This window comes from Ensifer sp. LC384, assembly GCF_001695865.1.
GTDB lineage: Bacteria > Pseudomonadota > Alphaproteobacteria > Rhizobiales > Rhizobiaceae > Ensifer.
In genome coordinates this window covers 73,163-88,031 of record NZ_MBST01000009.1, presented here as the reverse complement: position 1 = coordinate 88,031, position 14,869 = coordinate 73,163, and the positions used below count along the sequence as shown (strand labels likewise).

Genomic DNA, 14,869 nt, shown 5'->3' with positions numbered 1-14,869 from the left:
GAGTTCTGCCATGACCTTACAGACGACAGATACGACGATCGCCGCCGAACCGGGGCTCGTGGTCCGCATGGCGCGCATGCTTTGGGCGGACAAGTTCGCCCTCTGTGCCGCCATCTTCCTCATCGTCATCCTCGTCCTGGCCATCGTCGGCCCGAGCTGGCTCGGCGATCTTGCGACCAAGCAGAACCTGCGGGGCCGAAATGCTGCCCCGTTCGAGTGGGAACGCGGCTGGGTCTGGTGGATGGGGGCGGATGCCCTCGGGCGTCCGCTGTTTGCCCGCATCATCGTGGCGACGCAAAACACGCTGATGGTCGCGGCCGGCGCCGTGGCGATCTCCGCCGTCGTCGGCACGACCCTCGGTCTGATCGCGGGCTTCTCCTCCGCGCGCGTCAACCAGATCATCATGCGGCTGGCCGACGTCATCATGTCGTTCCCGTCGCTCTTGATCGCGGTGATCGTGCTTTATGTCCTCGGTTCGTCGATCCTGAACCTGATGCTGGTCCTCTCGATCACGCGCATTCCGGTCTACCTGCGCACGACCCGCGCCGAGGTGCTGGAGATCCGCGAGCGCATGTTCGTGCAGGCGGCGCGCGTCATGGGCGCATCGAGCAGGCGCATCCTGTTCCGGCATATCCTGCCGGTGGTTCTGCCGACGCTGACAACGCTCGCCACCCTCGACTTCGCCTATGTCATGCTGGCGGAAAGCGCGCTTTCCTTCCTCGGCATCGGCATTCAGCCGCCCGAGATCACCTGGGGCCTGATGATTTCCCAAGGGAGGCAGTATCTCACCAATGCCTGGTGGCTGTCCTTCTGGCCTGGCCTCGCAATCATCCTGACGACGATGTCGCTGAACCTGCTTTCGAACTGGATGCGCATCGCGCTCGATCCCGTCCAGCGCTGGCGCCTGGAAATGAAAGGCCGTAGGAATGGCTGACCATCTGCTGGAAGTGCGCAACCTCTCGGTTGAATTTCACACGGTCATGGGCGTGGTCAAAGCCGTCCGCAACATCTCCTACCATCTCGATCGCGGCGAGACACTGGCGATCCTTGGAGAAAGCGGGTCGGGCAAGTCGGTCTCCTCATCGGCGATCATGAACCTGATCGACATGCCGCCAGGGCATATCAGCTCGGGCGAGATCCTGCTCGACGGCGTCGACCTCCTGAAGATGCCGGCGCAGAAACGACGCGAGGTGAACGGTCGCCGCGTTGCGATGATCTTTCAGGATCCGCTCAGCCATCTGAACCCGGTCTATACGGTCGGCTGGCAGATACGCGAGGCATTGACGACCCATGGTGCCGCGAGCGCCGCGGCACAGTCGGAGGCCCTGCGCCTGCTCACCCGCGTCGGCATTCCCGACCCGGAAAAATCGCTCGACAAATATCCGCACGAATTCTCCGGCGGCCAGCGCCAGCGCGTCATGATCGCCATGGCGCTTGCGCTTCGCCCCGATTTGCTGATCGCCGACGAGCCGACGACGGCGCTCGACGTGACGGTACAGGCCGAAGTGCTGGCGCTTCTCGAAGAGCTGCAGCAGGAAACAGGTATGGCGGTTCTCATCATCACGCATGACCTTGGCGTCGTCGCCGAGATCGCCGACCGCGTCGTCGTGATGGAGAAGGGCGAACTGGTTGAGGCCGGAACGGTCCGCGATGTCTACAAGAACCCGCAGCACCCCTACACGCGCAAGCTGATCGCCGCCGCCCCCGGAAAGGGCAAAATGCACGCGCCAGGCGCGCGTGGCGAGCCGGTTCTGTCGGTCCGCGACGTGCGCAAGCATTACGGCAACTTCGAAGCGCTGAAAGGCATCTCCTTTGACCTCATGCCCGGCGAGACGATGGCCGTCGTCGGCGAGAGCGGTTCAGGCAAATCCACTCTCGCGCGCATTCTGCTCAGGCTGGACGAGCCCGACAGCGGCAGCGCGCTGTGGAAGGGCCGCGATCTTTTCCGGCTGTCGCCGGCAGAACTCTACAAATTGCGGCGCGACCTGCAGATGGTGTTCCAGGATCCCACCCAGTCGCTCAATCCGCGCATGACCGTCTACCAGTTGATCTCCGAGGCCTGGGTGATCCATCCGGACATTCTGCCGAAGTCAAAATGGCGGGAACGTGTGGCCGAACTCCTGGTTCAGGTGGGCCTTGGCCCGGAACACATGGGGCGATATCCGCATCAATTTTCCGGGGGCCAGCGCCAACGCATCGCCATTGCCCGGGCGCTGGCGCTCGAGCCGCAGTTGATCATCTGCGACGAGGCGGTTTCGGCGCTTGACGTCTCGGTCCAGGCCCAGGTCATTGCCTTGCTCGACAAGCTTCGCAAGGACATGGGCATCGCCTTCATCTTCATTGCGCACGACCTTCCCGTCGTGCGTGACTTCGCCGACCACGTCATGGTGATGCAGAAGGGCAATGTCGTGGAATTGGGCACCGTGCAGGAGGTATTCGAAACCCCGCGCCAGAACTATACCCGCGCGCTGCTGGCAGCCGGACTTGATCCCGACCCCGATGTTCAGGCGGCCAATCGCACTGCCCGGCTCGAATGCGCCTCTTGAGGCGTCCCCCAATCCCTGGAGACTGAAATGTCCAAGCAAGCCTTTGTCGCGCTCGTCACCTGTTTCAACGACGATGAGACAATCAACTACGAAGCAACGCGCGCCCAAGTCCGCCGACAGGTCGACGCCGGCAACAACATCATGTGCGCGGGCACCAACGGTGACTTCAGTGCCCTCACCTTCGAAGAAAAAGTTCGCCTGACGACGGAGGTGGTTGATGAAGTCGCCGGTCGCGTCAAGGTAATCGTCAATGCGGGCATGCCCGCCACCTTCGAAACGCTGAAGCTCTCACGCGAATTCGACCGCATCGGCGTCGACGGTATCGCCGTGATAACGCCGTTCTTCATCGCCTGCACTCAGGACGGTCTGATCCGTCACTTCTCGACCGTCGCCGATGCCGTCGAAACGCCCGTCTATCTCTACGACATTCCCGCCCGCACGCAGAACCACATCGAGCCGGAGACCGCCCGCACGCTGTCGCGCCACGGTAACATCGCCGGCATCAAGGATTCGGGCGGAGCGAAAGAAACGCTTGAGGCCTATCTCGAAGTGGCCGGAGACGTGAAGGGTTTCGAAGTCTACTCCGGCCCCGACCATCTGGTCCTCTGGGCGCTGCAGAACGGCGCCGCCGGATGCATATCGGGCCTCGGCAATGCCATGCCGAACGTTCTGGCGGGGATTTTGAACGCCTTCAACACCGGCGATATCGCCGAAGCCGAGCGGCAACAGGCGATCTACTCCGCCTTCCGTACGGATCTGTACGCCCTCGGCTTCGCGCCTGCGATGGTCAAGCGCTCGCTCTATCTGCAGGACGCCTCCGTCGGCGCCAGCCGCCAGCCGGCCCTTTTGCCCAACAGGAATCAAGACGCCCAGATCGAGGAAATTCTGCGCCGGTACGAGCTCCTGTGACCGGCGCCACCTTTCGCCATCGCCGTTAAATCCCTCCAACGCAGCCGATGGACCCAATCGGCCGTGCGTTGTCGATTACGCCGCGTCCTCGTCGGCAACCCTGCTTTCAAAAATCGCTCTTGCGGTCGCAGCTAACAGATCGGTCTGAGAGATTAGCCCCAGGACATGGCTGTTTTCATCGACGATGATGACGGCGTGTATCCTGCCGCTCGTCAAGGCGGGCAGAAGGCTCATGGCCCGGTCCTGCGGGCCGGCTGTTACCGGCACCGCGAGACTGTTGGAAAGCGTCGTGCCGGCTTGTGAGAGCTCTCTCAGCCCAACTGTGCCCACGAGCCGATCATCCCCGTCCTTGACCGGCAGAATGCGAACATTGTGCTTGAGCAGAAGCGAGCGCGCCAAATCACTGTTGTCTTCATCACGCACGCTGATGACGTCGCGCGACATGATATCGCGGCACAGAATATTTGGTGTCGCGCGGATCGCAGCCTGCAATTCCACCTGCCGCAACAGCCGATCGAGGTCGTCGCGACTAATGTCGAAAGTCTCCTCGAGCGCCTCGAGTGCCGCGTCGACGTCAGCACTCGTGAAACCGACACGTCGATCCGACGGTGGGTCAACTGTCTGATGGGCATTCGAAACCGGCGCCGCGACATGAGGGTAGTTGCGTCTGGCGAGCTTGTGAAACAGGACGCCGAGCGCAACCAGCAGGCACGAATTGAGCGCAACGGGCACCAGAGGGAACCAAAGGCCCCAATTTGCAACGACCGGACCTCCAAGCACCGCCGTCAAGGCGGCAGCGCCGCCTGGCGGATGGAGGCAGCGGGCAAATGACATGGCAGCGATTGCAAGCGCAACACCGATACCGGTCGCAACTAGCGGGTCCGGTATAAGCATCGCTGACAGGACGCCGATAAACGCTGAGATCGTATTGCCCCCGATGATTGACCAGGGCTGAGCAAGTGGACTGGCCGGCACAGCGAACAGGAGAACTGCGGACGCACCCATGGGCGCCACGATCAGCGGAAGGCTGGCACCAGCACCGAAAAAGCTGCCGCTAATCATACCGGTCAACAGGATGCCAACCAGTGCCCCGAGGCAGCCGAGCAGACGCTCGCGCAATGTGGCTCCGGCAAGAATTGGCACAAAGAAACGCCGGGGCGGCCTTGCGGGCGGCACGATGTTGGGTGAATCGACCATGGGGTTTTCCGTTACTGCCGGTGCGTTCGAAATCGAGATAGCCGATTGCCGGTTCGAGAAGTCAGCGTGCGTACGGGCCGGGATTGGCCAGCATCGCCTGATGCAGGATCTCGACCGCCGGGCAGCGACTGCCCTTGCGGCAGATAAGCAGTGTCTGGACATCGCGCAACGGGTATATCCTGACCGCACCCGGCCAATCCATGAGATCAAATACGGATCTTGGCATCACACCGATCGCGTCGCCCGCTGCGACGCTTGCCAACATCGCGTGGTAGGACGAGACTTCCGTGGTCGTAATCGACCCGGCTGACCTGATCCAGGTTTCCGCCACGCGCCGATAGGTGCAGCCGGGCTCAAGCGCTGCCAAGGAAGTGACCCGCACGTCGGCAGCCGTCGTGATCGGCGGGTGGGAAGCGGGCAAAACGATGAGCACCTCCTCCTGGTAGATCGGCTCAGCATCAAGATCATCTGATATCTCTGACCATGCATCGACAATGTCGGCTGGCATCCGTGCGATCAAGGCGCAGTCGATTTCCTCGGCCAGGACAGCGCGGGCCAATTCCTCCGACGAACCCATTGTCAATCGGACGGCGATATCCGGATGGGCCAGATTGAATGCCTGCAGCACCAGTGGCAGACGTGTGGCGGCGGTACTTTCCATGCTGCCTACCCGCAGCATGTTGGGCATCGCCGAAGGCTTGAGCGCGTCGCGCGCTTCTTTGCCTAGCGCGAGCAGACGGCTGGCATAGGACCGAAACGTTCGACCATCGCGCGTCAAGGTCATCTTCTTGCCTTGGCGACTGAAGAGTTCGACGCCCAGTTCCTCCTCAAGGGCACGAACGCGGTTCGTCACATTGGATGGTGCGCGACCCGCCGCAGTGGCTGCCCGCGTCACGCTGGCATGCTCGGCGACCGCCAGAAAGATTTCGAGACTCGTGAAGTCCATTATCAGCCTGCAGGAAGAATGAAACTGCCTTATTGTTCTCGATGTCGGAATGACAATCAAGGCGGCCGCAGGAATTGGATTTCGAAACTTCGCCGGATCAAGAGAAAGGCAGACGATCATGAACGGAAACAATGAGGACGACATTTCGCCGACCTATTCGTCGTCACCATGTCGCATGAACGAGGTGGATCCTACCTATATCGGTCTCGGAGAGGCCGAACCGAACTCGACCTACGAATGGCGCAAACCGTTGCGTCAAGCGCTGATCAATTCGAGACAGACCCCACTTGCTGCGGAACGCGCAGTGTGGTCACAGGCGATCCAGGCGGCGATTGATCCACTCGTGCCTGACGTCGAGGGCAAGGCGATTGCTCTTTATTGGCCGTTTCGTGGCGAACCGGACCTGCGCCCCTGGATGAACGCGCTCGTTGAGCGCGGAGCCCTCTGTCTGTTGCCGGTCGTTGTTGCCAAAGCGCAGCCGTTGAGTTTTCGATCATGGCGACCGGGCGAACCGCTGGAAAGAGGCGTCTGGGGCATCCCGGTGCCGGCCGGCGGACAGCCTGTCGAACCGTCGGTCGTCGTTGCACCTGTGGTGGGTTTCGACAAGGACGGTTTTCGCCTGGGCTACGGCGGCGGCTATTATGACCGCACGCTGGCCGTTCTCAGGCCAAAACCACTTGTGATCGGAGTGGGTTTCGAACGGCAGAAGATCGAGAGCATTCGTCCGCAATGGCACGACATTGCCATGGACGCGATCGTCACCGAAATGCGGACACGGTTGCGAACATGAGGCCAATGCACGGGCCTGCGCCTACTCTCGGGCCGGTGGTCAAACGGTTGAAACCAACAGCCCCCCTAGCTGCAAATAGACGCAAAGGGCGACGGTCGAGATGATGAGCGAGGTCGTCTGCGACATCAGCCGGCCAGCCACAAGCGAAAGTCCCACTCCAAACAACACGGCTGCCACGCCAAGCCACAGACCCTGATAGCTGAACACCAGTCCGAGCGCGGTCAGGCCGACGGACGTCGCGACAGTTGCCCGCACCGCGTTGCCGCGCGCCACCTGGACATGCTCGCTCAATACGGAGCAGACCCCCTTGAGACTGAGCCCCATCGAAATGCTCAGCAACAGCGATAGCAGCAATCCATTCCACATCGTCTCTCCAACCCTTGAGCTCGTGCGCCAGATGGAGAGAAGCAAAAGGCGGGCCATCCGGCGACACCTCGCTTCGGCGCGCTTAAACCTACGCAAAAGGAAACGGTTTGCGGGAAAATCCGGCACGCGGCCGGGCAGATTGCCCGTTCGTTGTGCAGATCAAGCAATCGCAGCGAGGGCTTCAGCAAGATCATCCCTCAGATCCCGCTCGCGCAATTCACCTGAGCGTTCTTTGTTGGAACGCAAGTTCAATACGGCGAGATCGCGACCACCGCCGCTTTTCTCCCGCTCTGGCATGAATGCACTGCAGACAACGGATCGCCGCCGCTGCAAAGACCTGAGCGCGTTGCCGCAGACGCTTTTCGTGCTCGCGCTCGCAAAGGTCGAGGTGTCGCTCGATCAGGAATTCGCAGAGCACCGCTGCCGAAATTGGCTCACCCACTGGTCGCGGCACGAGCCCCGACGGCGCGGTAAAGGGAACATCGGCATCTCGCCAATGGCGAACGCTTCTGGACCCATGCCTTCGAATAAACGCGTGAGCGTCATTGCGGATGACGCAGTGAGCGCGGATCTCGGCATCGACCTTTTGAGCCAGGCGGGCAATCGGGCGCGCTTCAGTCTCGTGGCGTAGGAACCGGGCGCAACGGAAGTCAGGGCGACGTGGGCGGTCGTCAGCGACACGAACCATGGTTACCGTGACGGCGGCGCCAACTGGCCAGACGCTCGCGATCAAACGAGAAAACTTCGTCCATCACCGTTCCGTCGGCAGAAACCGTCGCGGTCCAGAGGCGACCCCCGCATCGCAACGTCAGTCTGAATGTTCCGGCGTGCTCACCTTGACCGATCTCGACCTGGCTTTTGACTTCCCCGCGGCTCAGGCGGTTCTTCAACTCCGCCGGCGGCAGGCGAAGTGCTGACGACATCGTTGCTGCCGGAACGGAAAAATCACCGCCGGCATCGCGCTCGACACGTAAAACCCGTCTTTTTGTCAGCGTCGGCATTGAACTGCTCTTCCTGAGGATGCGGCTCTCTCGACGAGGCGCAAAGCGCCGATGATCGCCCTCTTCGAGTTTCGATCTTCGCGCTACCAGCCAAGCCAAGGCAATAGCGAATGGTCGTAAAATGGGATCTCAGACCTGTTTCCACCGATGAAGGACTGTTGTGACAAATAAGGTTACGCGGGCATCCATCCTGATCACCATGGTCATCACGGCATGCGAGCTCACAGATCACAACAAAACCGCTTCCGGCCATCAGAAGGTCCTCGCCAGTCGCCGTTCATGCTTTCGTCGCGCAATGCGGAAATTTCCGCAAAACTCGCCGCCGATCTCCCCAACGTTGTCGTCTCAGTCGACAACCAGACGATCATCGATGAGTGCGATACCGTCGTCCTTGCGATCCGGCCGCAGATTGCCGAAGCGGTCATCCGCCCCCTCCGGTTCCGCAACGGCCAGAAGGTAATCAGCGTCATCGCCGCAACCGGCCGACCCGTGCTATCGGACTGGATCGGGGCGGACGTGCACCTGACCCAGGCTATTCCACTGCCTTTTGTGTCCAGGCGGAAAGGTGTCACGGCCGTCTATCCGCCGGATCGCGAAACCGCTGCGATCTTCAATTCGCTCGGCAACGCCGTCGAATGCGATACCAGGGAAGAATACGATCTCCTCGCGGCGGCGAGCGCCTTGATGGGCACATACTTCGGCATCATGCAGCGCACGACGGAGTGGCTCGCCGATCAAGGGCTGCCGGAAGGAAAAGCCCGCGCCTATCTCGCTCCCCTGTTCGTGGAGCTGTCACAAACGGCGGCCGCGGCGGGCGAGGACGTTGCTTTCATCGAGCTCAGCCGCGAGTTTTCCACCAAGGGTGGATTGAATGAGCAAGCTTTCCGGGACTTCGAGCAAGAAGGCGGATCAGACGCTCTGGCGCGAGCGCTTACCAATGTGCATGCGCGAATTAAGGGTTAGTTTTCGAGAGGATCGCCTTCATTGCCGCGATCGATGATCCGGAAAAATCCTGTTCGGTCCGCCTTTTCACAGTTGAACTGCCTTGCCTTGCATCCGCCGAGCGGGTGCCCTTGCATATCGGGACAATCCGATCTTGATGCCGACCAGCAGGGGGGCGGCGATCAGAAAAAGCAGGGCGACTGCGTTGAACGCAGCGTCGAAGGCAATCACCGTCGACTGACCTGTCACGACCCGGCCCAAAAGGCTCGTCGCGGCCCGGCTTGCGGCGGCTCCTTCCATCCCTTTCGCCATCAGCATGGCTGTGGTGGTCTTCAGCCGTTCGAGGACCGCAATCTCCCCTGCGGTTACGTCGGCGGCAAGCACTGCGACATTGGCGGCGACGTTGTGATCGATCAATGTCTGGAGGCCTGCGACCCCGATAAGTCCGCCAAGCTGGCGACCCGTATTGAACAAGCCGATCCCGGCAGCGAGATTTCGGCTGTCGAGGTTGCTGAAGGCAATCAGGGTAATCGATAGAAACAGGAAGCCAAGACCCAGACCGCGCAACAGGATCGCCGCCATCATGTCGTCCGCGCCACTCTCGCTGGTCGAGCCGGACAGCATCCACATCGCTCCCATGATCATCAGGATGCCAAAGGGCACCGTGGCAAAAGGAGGAAGGTGGCAGGCCTGCATCAGGAAGGCGGCCAGAAGAAGCGCGCCGATGAAGAGTGCGCCGCTCGGCAACAGGAGCTGCCCGGCGTCGGTAGGGGTGAACGCGAGAACGGACACGGCAAATGACGGAATGAGGAAGGCGCTCCCGAACAATGCGGCGCCGGCAACGAAGCTGACGATGAAGGCGAAGCTGAAATCCTCCGATCTGAACAGGGTAAAGTCGAGCAGGCCCTGACCTTCAGCGAGTATCTGCTGGCCGAGAAACGCCAGCAGCGTGGCCGTACCAATCACCGTTAGCCACAGGATGCGCGGCTCCTCGAACCAATCCCATCGGCTGCCCTGGCCGAGGACATAAGTGCCGCAGAAGAGCGTGACGGACATCAATGTGAAGCCGATCCAGTCAAACGGTCGTTGCGCGGTCCTGGCGGGCATTGGTCCGTCTGCAATCAGCAGGAGCCCGGCCGCAGCAAGCGACACCGGGACGATGCTGAAGAAGATCCACATCCAGGATTGGCTGTCTAATAACCATCCCTGAAGGGCCGGCGCGATCGTCGCGGGCGCGACAACGGCTCCCATGGCGAACAATGCTTGCAGCACCGGCTGGCGGGTTCGAGGATAGGCAAGGAAGATAATCGCCTGGCCGCTAACCAGCAGGGTGCCGCCGGAGAAGCCCTGGATCAGGCGAAGGCCGACCAGCAGGTCCAGGCGAGCTGTCATGGCGGCAATGGCGCACGCCATGCCCATGGCAAGTGTCGAGCCAAGGATCAGCGCCCGTGGATTGATGCGGCTTAGCAGCCAAGGGGTCGCCATGAAGCCGATGAGCTTGAGAGTGGTGTATCCGATGTCCAGCCAGGCGAACTCATCAGGCGTTGCATAGGTGTCACCGATGATATCACCGCGCCCCAGCGACAGGGCGGTGCTGGCAATCGCCTCCGTCAGTGCGGCAAGCACGATGCCCGCGACAAGAAGGGCCCCGGTTGTCGACCTCTCACGGCTCGGGATTGCGGTAACGCCCGTCGTCATGATCCCCTCCCCAGCTCGATCGCTACGCGCGCGGAAAGGCCTGGCACGAGACGGCCGGGAAGCGGATTGCCGGCAAAGCGGATCTTCACCGGAACGCGCTGGACGACACGAACGAAGTTGCCTGTGGCGTTGTCGGCAGGGAGCAGGCTGAAGGCAGACCCGCTGCCGGGCGCAAAACTGTCGACCACGCCCTCAAGGGCCTCGTTGGGATAACCGTCAACGCGAATGCGAGCGCGCTGGCCGGGCCGGATATGTTCGAGCTGGGTTTCCTTGAAGTTCGCCACGACCCACACGCCGGCGACCGGAACGATATCGAGCAAAGCGTTGCCCGGCGCAACAAGCCTGCCGACGCGAACCTGGCGGTTGCCGACAACACCGGAGACAGGCGCGCGAACCACTGTGCTTTCGAGATCGATCTGGGCTAAATCGCGAGCCGCCTCTGCCTGCGCCACGGCCGCAACGGCCGCTTCGCGCTGCGCTGCCAGGACGGCGATGCGTTGCTGTTGAGCCTCGACCGTTGCGGAGGCGGCGGATACGCTCGCCTCGGCTCTCGACCGCGCCGCGTCGCTTTCATCGACATGCGCCTGACTGATCGTGTTGCTGCGAATAAGCTCACGTCGACGCCCATAGGCCTTGGTCGCCAGATTCATCTCAGCGACGGCCGAACGTCTCTGAGCTTCGGCCTGTCGAATGAGCGCCCGCTGAAGCTCAGACTCCGCATTAACATTGATGAGGCGGGCTTGAGCGGCTTCCACATTCGCGACCGCCTGGGCAAGCCGTGCCCTGTAATCTCGATCGTCGATCCGGAACAGCACCTGCCCTGTGCCTACGGTCTGGTTGTCGTCAACCTCCACCGTCGTGACGTAGCCCCCAACTTTTGGGGCAAGCGAGGTAACATCTCCGCGCACATATGCATTGTCGGTCGATACCTCGCCGCTCGGACGAGCCCAGGCCCATCCGCCAGCAACGGCTATCACGGCGCCAAGGCACAGAAGCAGACCGACGACCTTTTTCTTGTTGGCTGGCGCGACGGCGCCACCGATCGCGGCGCGCTTGCCTGCGACGATGGCGGCCTTGTCCTCGAGCGAATCCATTTTCTCAGTTCCTGCTGGGTGTGGGTGACCGCGGGGCAGCCTTTAGACGGGAATTGCCGAAGGCTGCCCGCGCAGAAAAACGTTCGATGCGGCTATTCGCCGATGGGCGTGGTCAGTTCCTTTTCGTCGGTGTCGACGATGAACACCGCGAGCAATCGCGCCGGCTTCGTGTCGCTGGCGTTCGCGCTGACGCCGTGACGAGCGCCGGGCTCCTCGTAGAAGTTCTCGCCGGCTTCGTAGACCCGTTCCGGCGCGCCATTGACGCTGCTGCGGATCGAGCCTTCAAGCACCGTTGCGTAGATGAAGGCGGAGTCCGGATGCGTATGGCCGGGCGATGCGCCGCCCGGCCCATATTCGACGAGCACTCCCTTCATGCTCTTGCCGGGGGCATTCGGAAGGGCGTGATCGAAGACGATCGTCACCTTGCCCTCCGGCTGATCGGCGGCCGACGCCGTGGTGATCGAGAGCGCGGTCAGGGCAAAGGCCTGAAGTAACCGTGTAAGCATTGTCATTCTCCTTCGAGAGTATCTATCGGGAAGTGGCGCCCGGTCCCGGGCGAGGCTCTACTGTTTTGTCCGCGCAAGCCTCAGTGTGCGGCTTGCTGGCCGAGCCAGTCCTCGAAGCGGATCCTGCCGAGGCGCGGTTTTTCGCCTGGTGTCAGCGACTGATCGGCGAGCACGGCGCCGAAGTAGCGTGCGTGAACGTCGGGCACGACCTTGCGCGTGTCGCGCTTTGCCTTCAGGAAGCGCCTCACCAGTTCATCGAGCGGAACAGCCTCCGGGCCGGCGACTTCGACCGTGCCGTTGACCGGCGGTGCGAGCGCGACATCGGTGAGCGCGGCCGCCACGTCGTCGGACGCGATCGGCTGGAAGAGCGCCGGCGACAGGCGGATCTCGCCATCGACGGTGGCCGATTGCGCAATGCCGTCGACAAACTCGAAGAACTGCGTGGCGCGCAGGATGGTGTAGGGAATGCCGGACGCCTTGATGAGGTTTTCCTGCGCGATCTTCGCTCGGAAGTAGCCGTTGTCCGGAAGCCGCTCGCTGCCGACGATCGACAGGGCGATGTGATGGCGAACGCCCGCCGCGGCTTCGGCCGCCAGCAGGTTACGACCCGAGGTCTCGAAAAACTCCAGCACGGCCTTGTCTTCCCAAACCGGCGCATTCGCCACGTCGACAACGATCTCGGCTCCATCCATCGCTCCCGCGAGGCCCTCGCGGGTAATGGTATTCACGCCCGTGTTGGGGGCGGCTGCGAGCACGTCATGACCGCGCTCGCGCAGGTTCTTCACAAGTTTCGATCCGATGAGGCCGGTGCCTCCGATGACGACGATCTTCATGGGTTTTCTCCGCTCTTCCCGACCGCAACCATTGCCGTCTATGCAAATGGAGAGTACCTGCGGGTATGCGAGAAGTCCTTGCGGCAGGCTTGAATTGCCCTTGGAGGATGCTTGAATATATGTCCAAGACGCCTGCCTGGCCGACGCCCTTGCGGGCGGGTGGGCGGGCCAGGCGTTCGCCATCGATGTCAGATATTTTTCGTCAGTTGCCTCGGCCGGGAGCCGGTGGCGCGCGGTCAGGGATGCCGGCCTTGCGGTTCATGTTTGGAGACTACGTGCTCGATCAGGAGCGCAGGGAACTGACCTTGCGCGGGCAAGTCGTGGGCGTTGGACCGCAGGTCTTCGACCTTCTGCTGCCCCTCGTGGCGAACCGCAACCGGGTCGTCAGCAAGAACGACCTGCTGGAGGCGGTGTGGGGCGGCCGGGTGGTCTCGGAATCGACGATCACCAGCCACATCAACGCGGTTCGCAAGGCCATCGGAGACAGCGGCGAGGAGCAGCGCCAGGTTCGCACCATCGCGCGCAAGGGCTTCCGCTTCGTGGGCGACATCGCAGTCGATGAGACCGGACAGGCGCGCCAGCCTGGCGGGGCTGGCGCCACTGAAGACGCCTCCGACAGATTGAAGGAGCAACCGTCTGCGCTCGTACTTCCGGACAAGCCATCCATGACCGTCCTGCCGTTCCAGAACCTGAGCGGCGATCCGGAGCAGGAGTATTTTGCCGACGGCGTGGTCGAAGACATCATCACGGCGTTGTCGCGCATCCGCTGGCTGTTCGTCATCGCGCGCAATTCGAGCTTTACCTACAAGGGCCGAGCGGTGGATGTGAAGGAAGTCGGCCGGGAACTGGGCGTGCGCTATGTGCTCGAAGGCAGCCTGCGCAAGGCCGGCAGCCAGGTGCGCATCACCGGGCAACTGATCGACGCCACGACCGGCGCGCATCTGTGGGCAGAGCGCTTCGAGGGCACGCTCGACAACATCTTCGAACTTCAGGATCAGATTTCGGCAAGCGTCGTCGGCGCGATCTCGCCGCAACTCGAACGGGCGGAAATCGAACGCGCCAAGCGCAAGCCGACGGAAAGCCTGGATGCCTACGACTACTACCTGCGCGCCATGGCGAAGCTGCATATCGGCACCCACGAAGCGATCGAGACCGCACGCACCCTGTTCTACAAGGCAATCGAGCTCGACCCCGAATTTGCATCAGCCTATGGCGGGGCGGCCTGGTGTTATTTCTGGCGCAAGCTGAACGGCTGGATGGTCGACCGACCCCGCGAGATCGCCGAAGGCGTGCGGCTGGCGCGGCTGGCCGTGGAACTTGGCCGGGATGATGCGGTGGCGCTGACGCGAGGCGGGCACGCGCTCGGGCATCTTGCCGGCGATCTTGACGGCGGCATCGCGCTCATCGACAGGGCGCGGCTGCTCAATCCCAATTTTGCCCCCGCCTGGTTCCTCGGCGCGGCGCTGCGCGTTTTCCGTGGTGAAACGGGGAGCGCGATCGAGGATCTAGCCCATGCCGTTCGCCTGAGCCCATTGGATCCGGAGATGTTTCGCATGCAGGCCGCGACGTCTCTCGCGCATTTTTTTGCCGGGCGCTTCGATTCCGCCTCTGCCTGGGCGGAGAAGGCGCTCGGGAACTTGCCGAGCCTGCTGGTCGCAGCCGCCCTGTTGGCGTCGAGCCAAGCGCTTGCGGGAAGACAAGAGGAAGCGCGGCAGGCGATGCAGCGCCTGCGCACGCTCGACCCATCCTTGCGCATCTCCAACCTCAAGGACTGGCTTCCGATCCATCGCTCGGAGGATTTTGGGCGGTTCGCCGATGGCCTGCGCCGGGCGGGGTTGCCCGAGTGACCACGGCGCGATTTCTCCCCGCCGACGCTTCGTCGGATCACGGTCCCCCGCCCGCACGCAAGTCAGAACTTGGGCCGGTGCGGCAGCATGTGCACCAATAACCGCACCCTGGCTCTCTCCGCACTCGCTGTTGAAGGCATGACCTATTCGGCAGGCTGCCGCTGTGCCCCTAAGACGGAAGCGACATCCTCCCG

General features: G+C 62.3%; 15 protein-coding genes. 7 read left to right on the top strand and 8 right to left on the bottom strand.

Going from position 1 to position 14,869, the window contains the following annotated elements; genetic code table 11:
• Positions 1 to 10: 10 nt before the first annotated feature.
• The 3 genes from BC363_RS10400 to BC363_RS10390 are packed head-to-tail and all read left to right on the top strand — an operon-like array spanning position 11 to position 3,455.
• Positions 11 to 934, top strand: coding sequence for an ABC transporter permease (locus tag BC363_RS10400; RefSeq protein ID WP_065781777.1), 924 nt, complete (start codon positions 11 to 13; stop codon positions 932 to 934).
• Positions 927 to 2,546, top strand: a complete 1,620-nt coding sequence (locus BC363_RS10395) for an ABC transporter ATP-binding protein (protein WP_065781778.1) — start codon at positions 927 to 929, stop codon at positions 2,544 to 2,546. The genes BC363_RS10400 and BC363_RS10395 overlap by 8 nt, the downstream gene beginning before the upstream one ends.
• 27 nt (positions 2,547 to 2,573) lie before the next feature.
• Positions 2,574 to 3,455 carry a dihydrodipicolinate synthase family protein gene (locus BC363_RS10390; protein WP_065781779.1) on the top strand — a complete coding sequence of 294 codons (882 nt, stop codon included), beginning with the start codon at positions 2,574 to 2,576 and terminating at the stop codon, positions 3,453 to 3,455.
• 75 nt (positions 3,456 to 3,530) lie between these two features.
• Here the strand turns inward: BC363_RS10390 and BC363_RS10385 are convergent, their stop codons facing one another.
• Complete coding sequence (locus BC363_RS10385; protein ID WP_065781780.1) at positions 3,531 to 4,652, bottom strand: HPP family protein; 1,122 nt, start codon at positions 4,650 to 4,652, stop codon at positions 3,531 to 3,533.
• Positions 4,653 to 4,713: 61 nt separating this feature from the next.
• Positions 4,714 to 5,742 (bottom strand): LysR substrate-binding domain-containing protein, encoded by a 1,029-nt coding sequence (locus BC363_RS10380; RefSeq protein ID WP_244519844.1) that lies wholly within the window; start codon positions 5,740 to 5,742, stop codon positions 4,714 to 4,716.
• On the opposite strand from BC363_RS10380, the gene BC363_RS10375 reads away from it, so the two are divergent.
• Positions 5,717 to 6,388 carry a 5-formyltetrahydrofolate cyclo-ligase gene (locus tag BC363_RS10375; protein WP_065781869.1) on the top strand — a complete coding sequence of 224 codons (672 nt, stop codon included), beginning with the start codon at positions 5,717 to 5,719 and terminating at the stop codon, positions 6,386 to 6,388. The two genes, BC363_RS10380 and BC363_RS10375, sit on opposite strands and share 26 nt — an antisense overlap.
• A 39-nt stretch (positions 6,389 to 6,427) precedes the next feature.
• Here BC363_RS10375 and BC363_RS10370 read toward each other — a convergent pair whose 3' ends face one another.
• Positions 6,428 to 6,811 (bottom strand): hypothetical protein, encoded by a 384-nt coding sequence (locus BC363_RS10370; RefSeq protein WP_139110149.1) that lies wholly within the window; start codon positions 6,809 to 6,811, stop codon positions 6,428 to 6,430.
• 178 nt (positions 6,812 to 6,989) lie between these two features.
• Here BC363_RS10370 and BC363_RS10365 point away from each other — a divergent pair, with 178 nt between their 5' ends.
• Positions 6,990 to 7,385, top strand: coding sequence for a hypothetical protein (locus tag BC363_RS10365; RefSeq protein WP_139110150.1), 396 nt, complete (start codon positions 6,990 to 6,992; stop codon positions 7,383 to 7,385).
• 40 nt (positions 7,386 to 7,425) lie between these two features.
• Here BC363_RS10365 and BC363_RS10360 read toward each other — a convergent pair whose 3' ends face one another.
• Entirely contained in the window at positions 7,426 to 7,755 is a 330-nt protein-coding gene (locus BC363_RS10360) for a DUF6522 family protein (protein WP_065781785.1), read from the bottom strand.
• Positions 7,756 to 8,034: 279 nt separating this feature from the next.
• Here BC363_RS10360 and BC363_RS10355 point away from each other — a divergent pair, with 279 nt between their 5' ends.
• Positions 8,035 to 8,718 carry a pyrroline-5-carboxylate reductase gene (locus BC363_RS10355; RefSeq protein WP_244519843.1) on the top strand — a complete coding sequence of 228 codons (684 nt, stop codon included), beginning with the start codon at positions 8,035 to 8,037 and terminating at the stop codon, positions 8,716 to 8,718.
• Positions 8,719 to 8,784: 66 nt separating this feature from the next.
• On the opposite strand, the gene BC363_RS10350 is transcribed toward BC363_RS10355, so the two are convergent.
• The 4 genes from BC363_RS10350 to BC363_RS10335 all read right to left on the bottom strand — a co-directional run bounded on the left by BC363_RS10350 (position 8,785) and on the right by BC363_RS10335 (position 12,828).
• A complete protein-coding gene (locus tag BC363_RS10350; RefSeq protein ID WP_065781787.1) occupies positions 8,785 to 10,395 on the bottom strand; it encodes a DHA2 family efflux MFS transporter permease subunit in 1,611 nt (536 codons plus the stop codon).
• A complete protein-coding gene (locus BC363_RS10345) occupies positions 10,392 to 11,489 on the bottom strand; it encodes an HlyD family secretion protein (protein WP_065781789.1) in 1,098 nt (365 codons plus the stop codon). The genes BC363_RS10350 and BC363_RS10345 overlap by 4 nt, the downstream gene beginning before the upstream one ends.
• 92 nt (positions 11,490 to 11,581) lie before the next feature.
• Entirely contained in the window at positions 11,582 to 11,995 is a 414-nt protein-coding gene (locus BC363_RS10340; protein WP_065781791.1) for a cupin domain-containing protein, read from the bottom strand.
• 80 nt (positions 11,996 to 12,075) lie between these two features.
• Positions 12,076 to 12,828 (bottom strand): SDR family oxidoreductase, encoded by a 753-nt coding sequence (locus tag BC363_RS10335; protein ID WP_065781795.1) that lies wholly within the window; start codon positions 12,826 to 12,828, stop codon positions 12,076 to 12,078.
• 251 nt (positions 12,829 to 13,079) lie between these two features.
• On the opposite strand from BC363_RS10335, the gene BC363_RS10330 reads away from it, so the two are divergent.
• A complete protein-coding gene (locus BC363_RS10330; RefSeq protein WP_065781870.1) occupies positions 13,080 to 14,675 on the top strand; it encodes a winged helix-turn-helix domain-containing tetratricopeptide repeat protein in 1,596 nt (531 codons plus the stop codon).
• Positions 14,676 to 14,869: the final 194 nt, after the last annotated feature.

What these genes read in the sequence shown, in the direction of transcription:
- BC363_RS10400 (WP_065781777.1), top strand. Translation starts at nt 11, where the DNA reads ATGACCTTACAGACGACAGATACGACGATCGCCGCCGAACCGGGGCTC.
- BC363_RS10395 (WP_065781778.1), top strand. Translation starts at nt 927, where the DNA reads ATGGCTGACCATCTGCTGGAAGTGCGCAACCTCTCGGTTGAATTTCAC.
- BC363_RS10390 (WP_065781779.1), top strand. Translation starts at nt 2,574, where the DNA reads ATGTCCAAGCAAGCCTTTGTCGCGCTCGTCACCTGTTTCAACGACGAT.
- BC363_RS10385 (WP_065781780.1), bottom strand. Translation starts at nt 4,652, where the DNA reads ATGGTCGATTCACCCAACATCGTGCCGCCCGCAAGGCCGCCCCGGCGT.
- BC363_RS10375 (WP_065781869.1), top strand. Translation starts at nt 5,717, where the DNA reads ATGAACGGAAACAATGAGGACGACATTTCGCCGACCTATTCGTCGTCA.
- BC363_RS10380 (WP_244519844.1), bottom strand. Translation starts at nt 5,742, where the DNA reads ATGTCGTCCTCATTGTTTCCGTTCATGATCGTCTGCCTTTCTCTTGAT.
- BC363_RS10370 (WP_139110149.1), bottom strand. Translation starts at nt 6,811, where the DNA reads ATGGCCCGCCTTTTGCTTCTCTCCATCTGGCGCACGAGCTCAAGGGTT.
- BC363_RS10360 (WP_065781785.1), bottom strand. Translation starts at nt 7,755, where the DNA reads ATGCCGACGCTGACAAAAAGACGGGTTTTACGTGTCGAGCGCGATGCC.
- BC363_RS10355 (WP_244519843.1), top strand. Translation starts at nt 8,035, where the DNA reads ATGCTTTCGTCGCGCAATGCGGAAATTTCCGCAAAACTCGCCGCCGAT.
- BC363_RS10350 (WP_065781787.1), bottom strand. Translation starts at nt 10,395, where the DNA reads ATGACGACGGGCGTTACCGCAATCCCGAGCCGTGAGAGGTCGACAACC.
- BC363_RS10345 (WP_065781789.1), bottom strand. Translation starts at nt 11,489, where the DNA reads ATGGATTCGCTCGAGGACAAGGCCGCCATCGTCGCAGGCAAGCGCGCC.
- BC363_RS10340 (WP_065781791.1), bottom strand. Translation starts at nt 11,995, where the DNA reads ATGCTTACACGGTTACTTCAGGCCTTTGCCCTGACCGCGCTCTCGATC.
- BC363_RS10335 (WP_065781795.1), bottom strand. Translation starts at nt 12,828, where the DNA reads ATGAAGATCGTCGTCATCGGAGGCACCGGCCTCATCGGATCGAAACTT.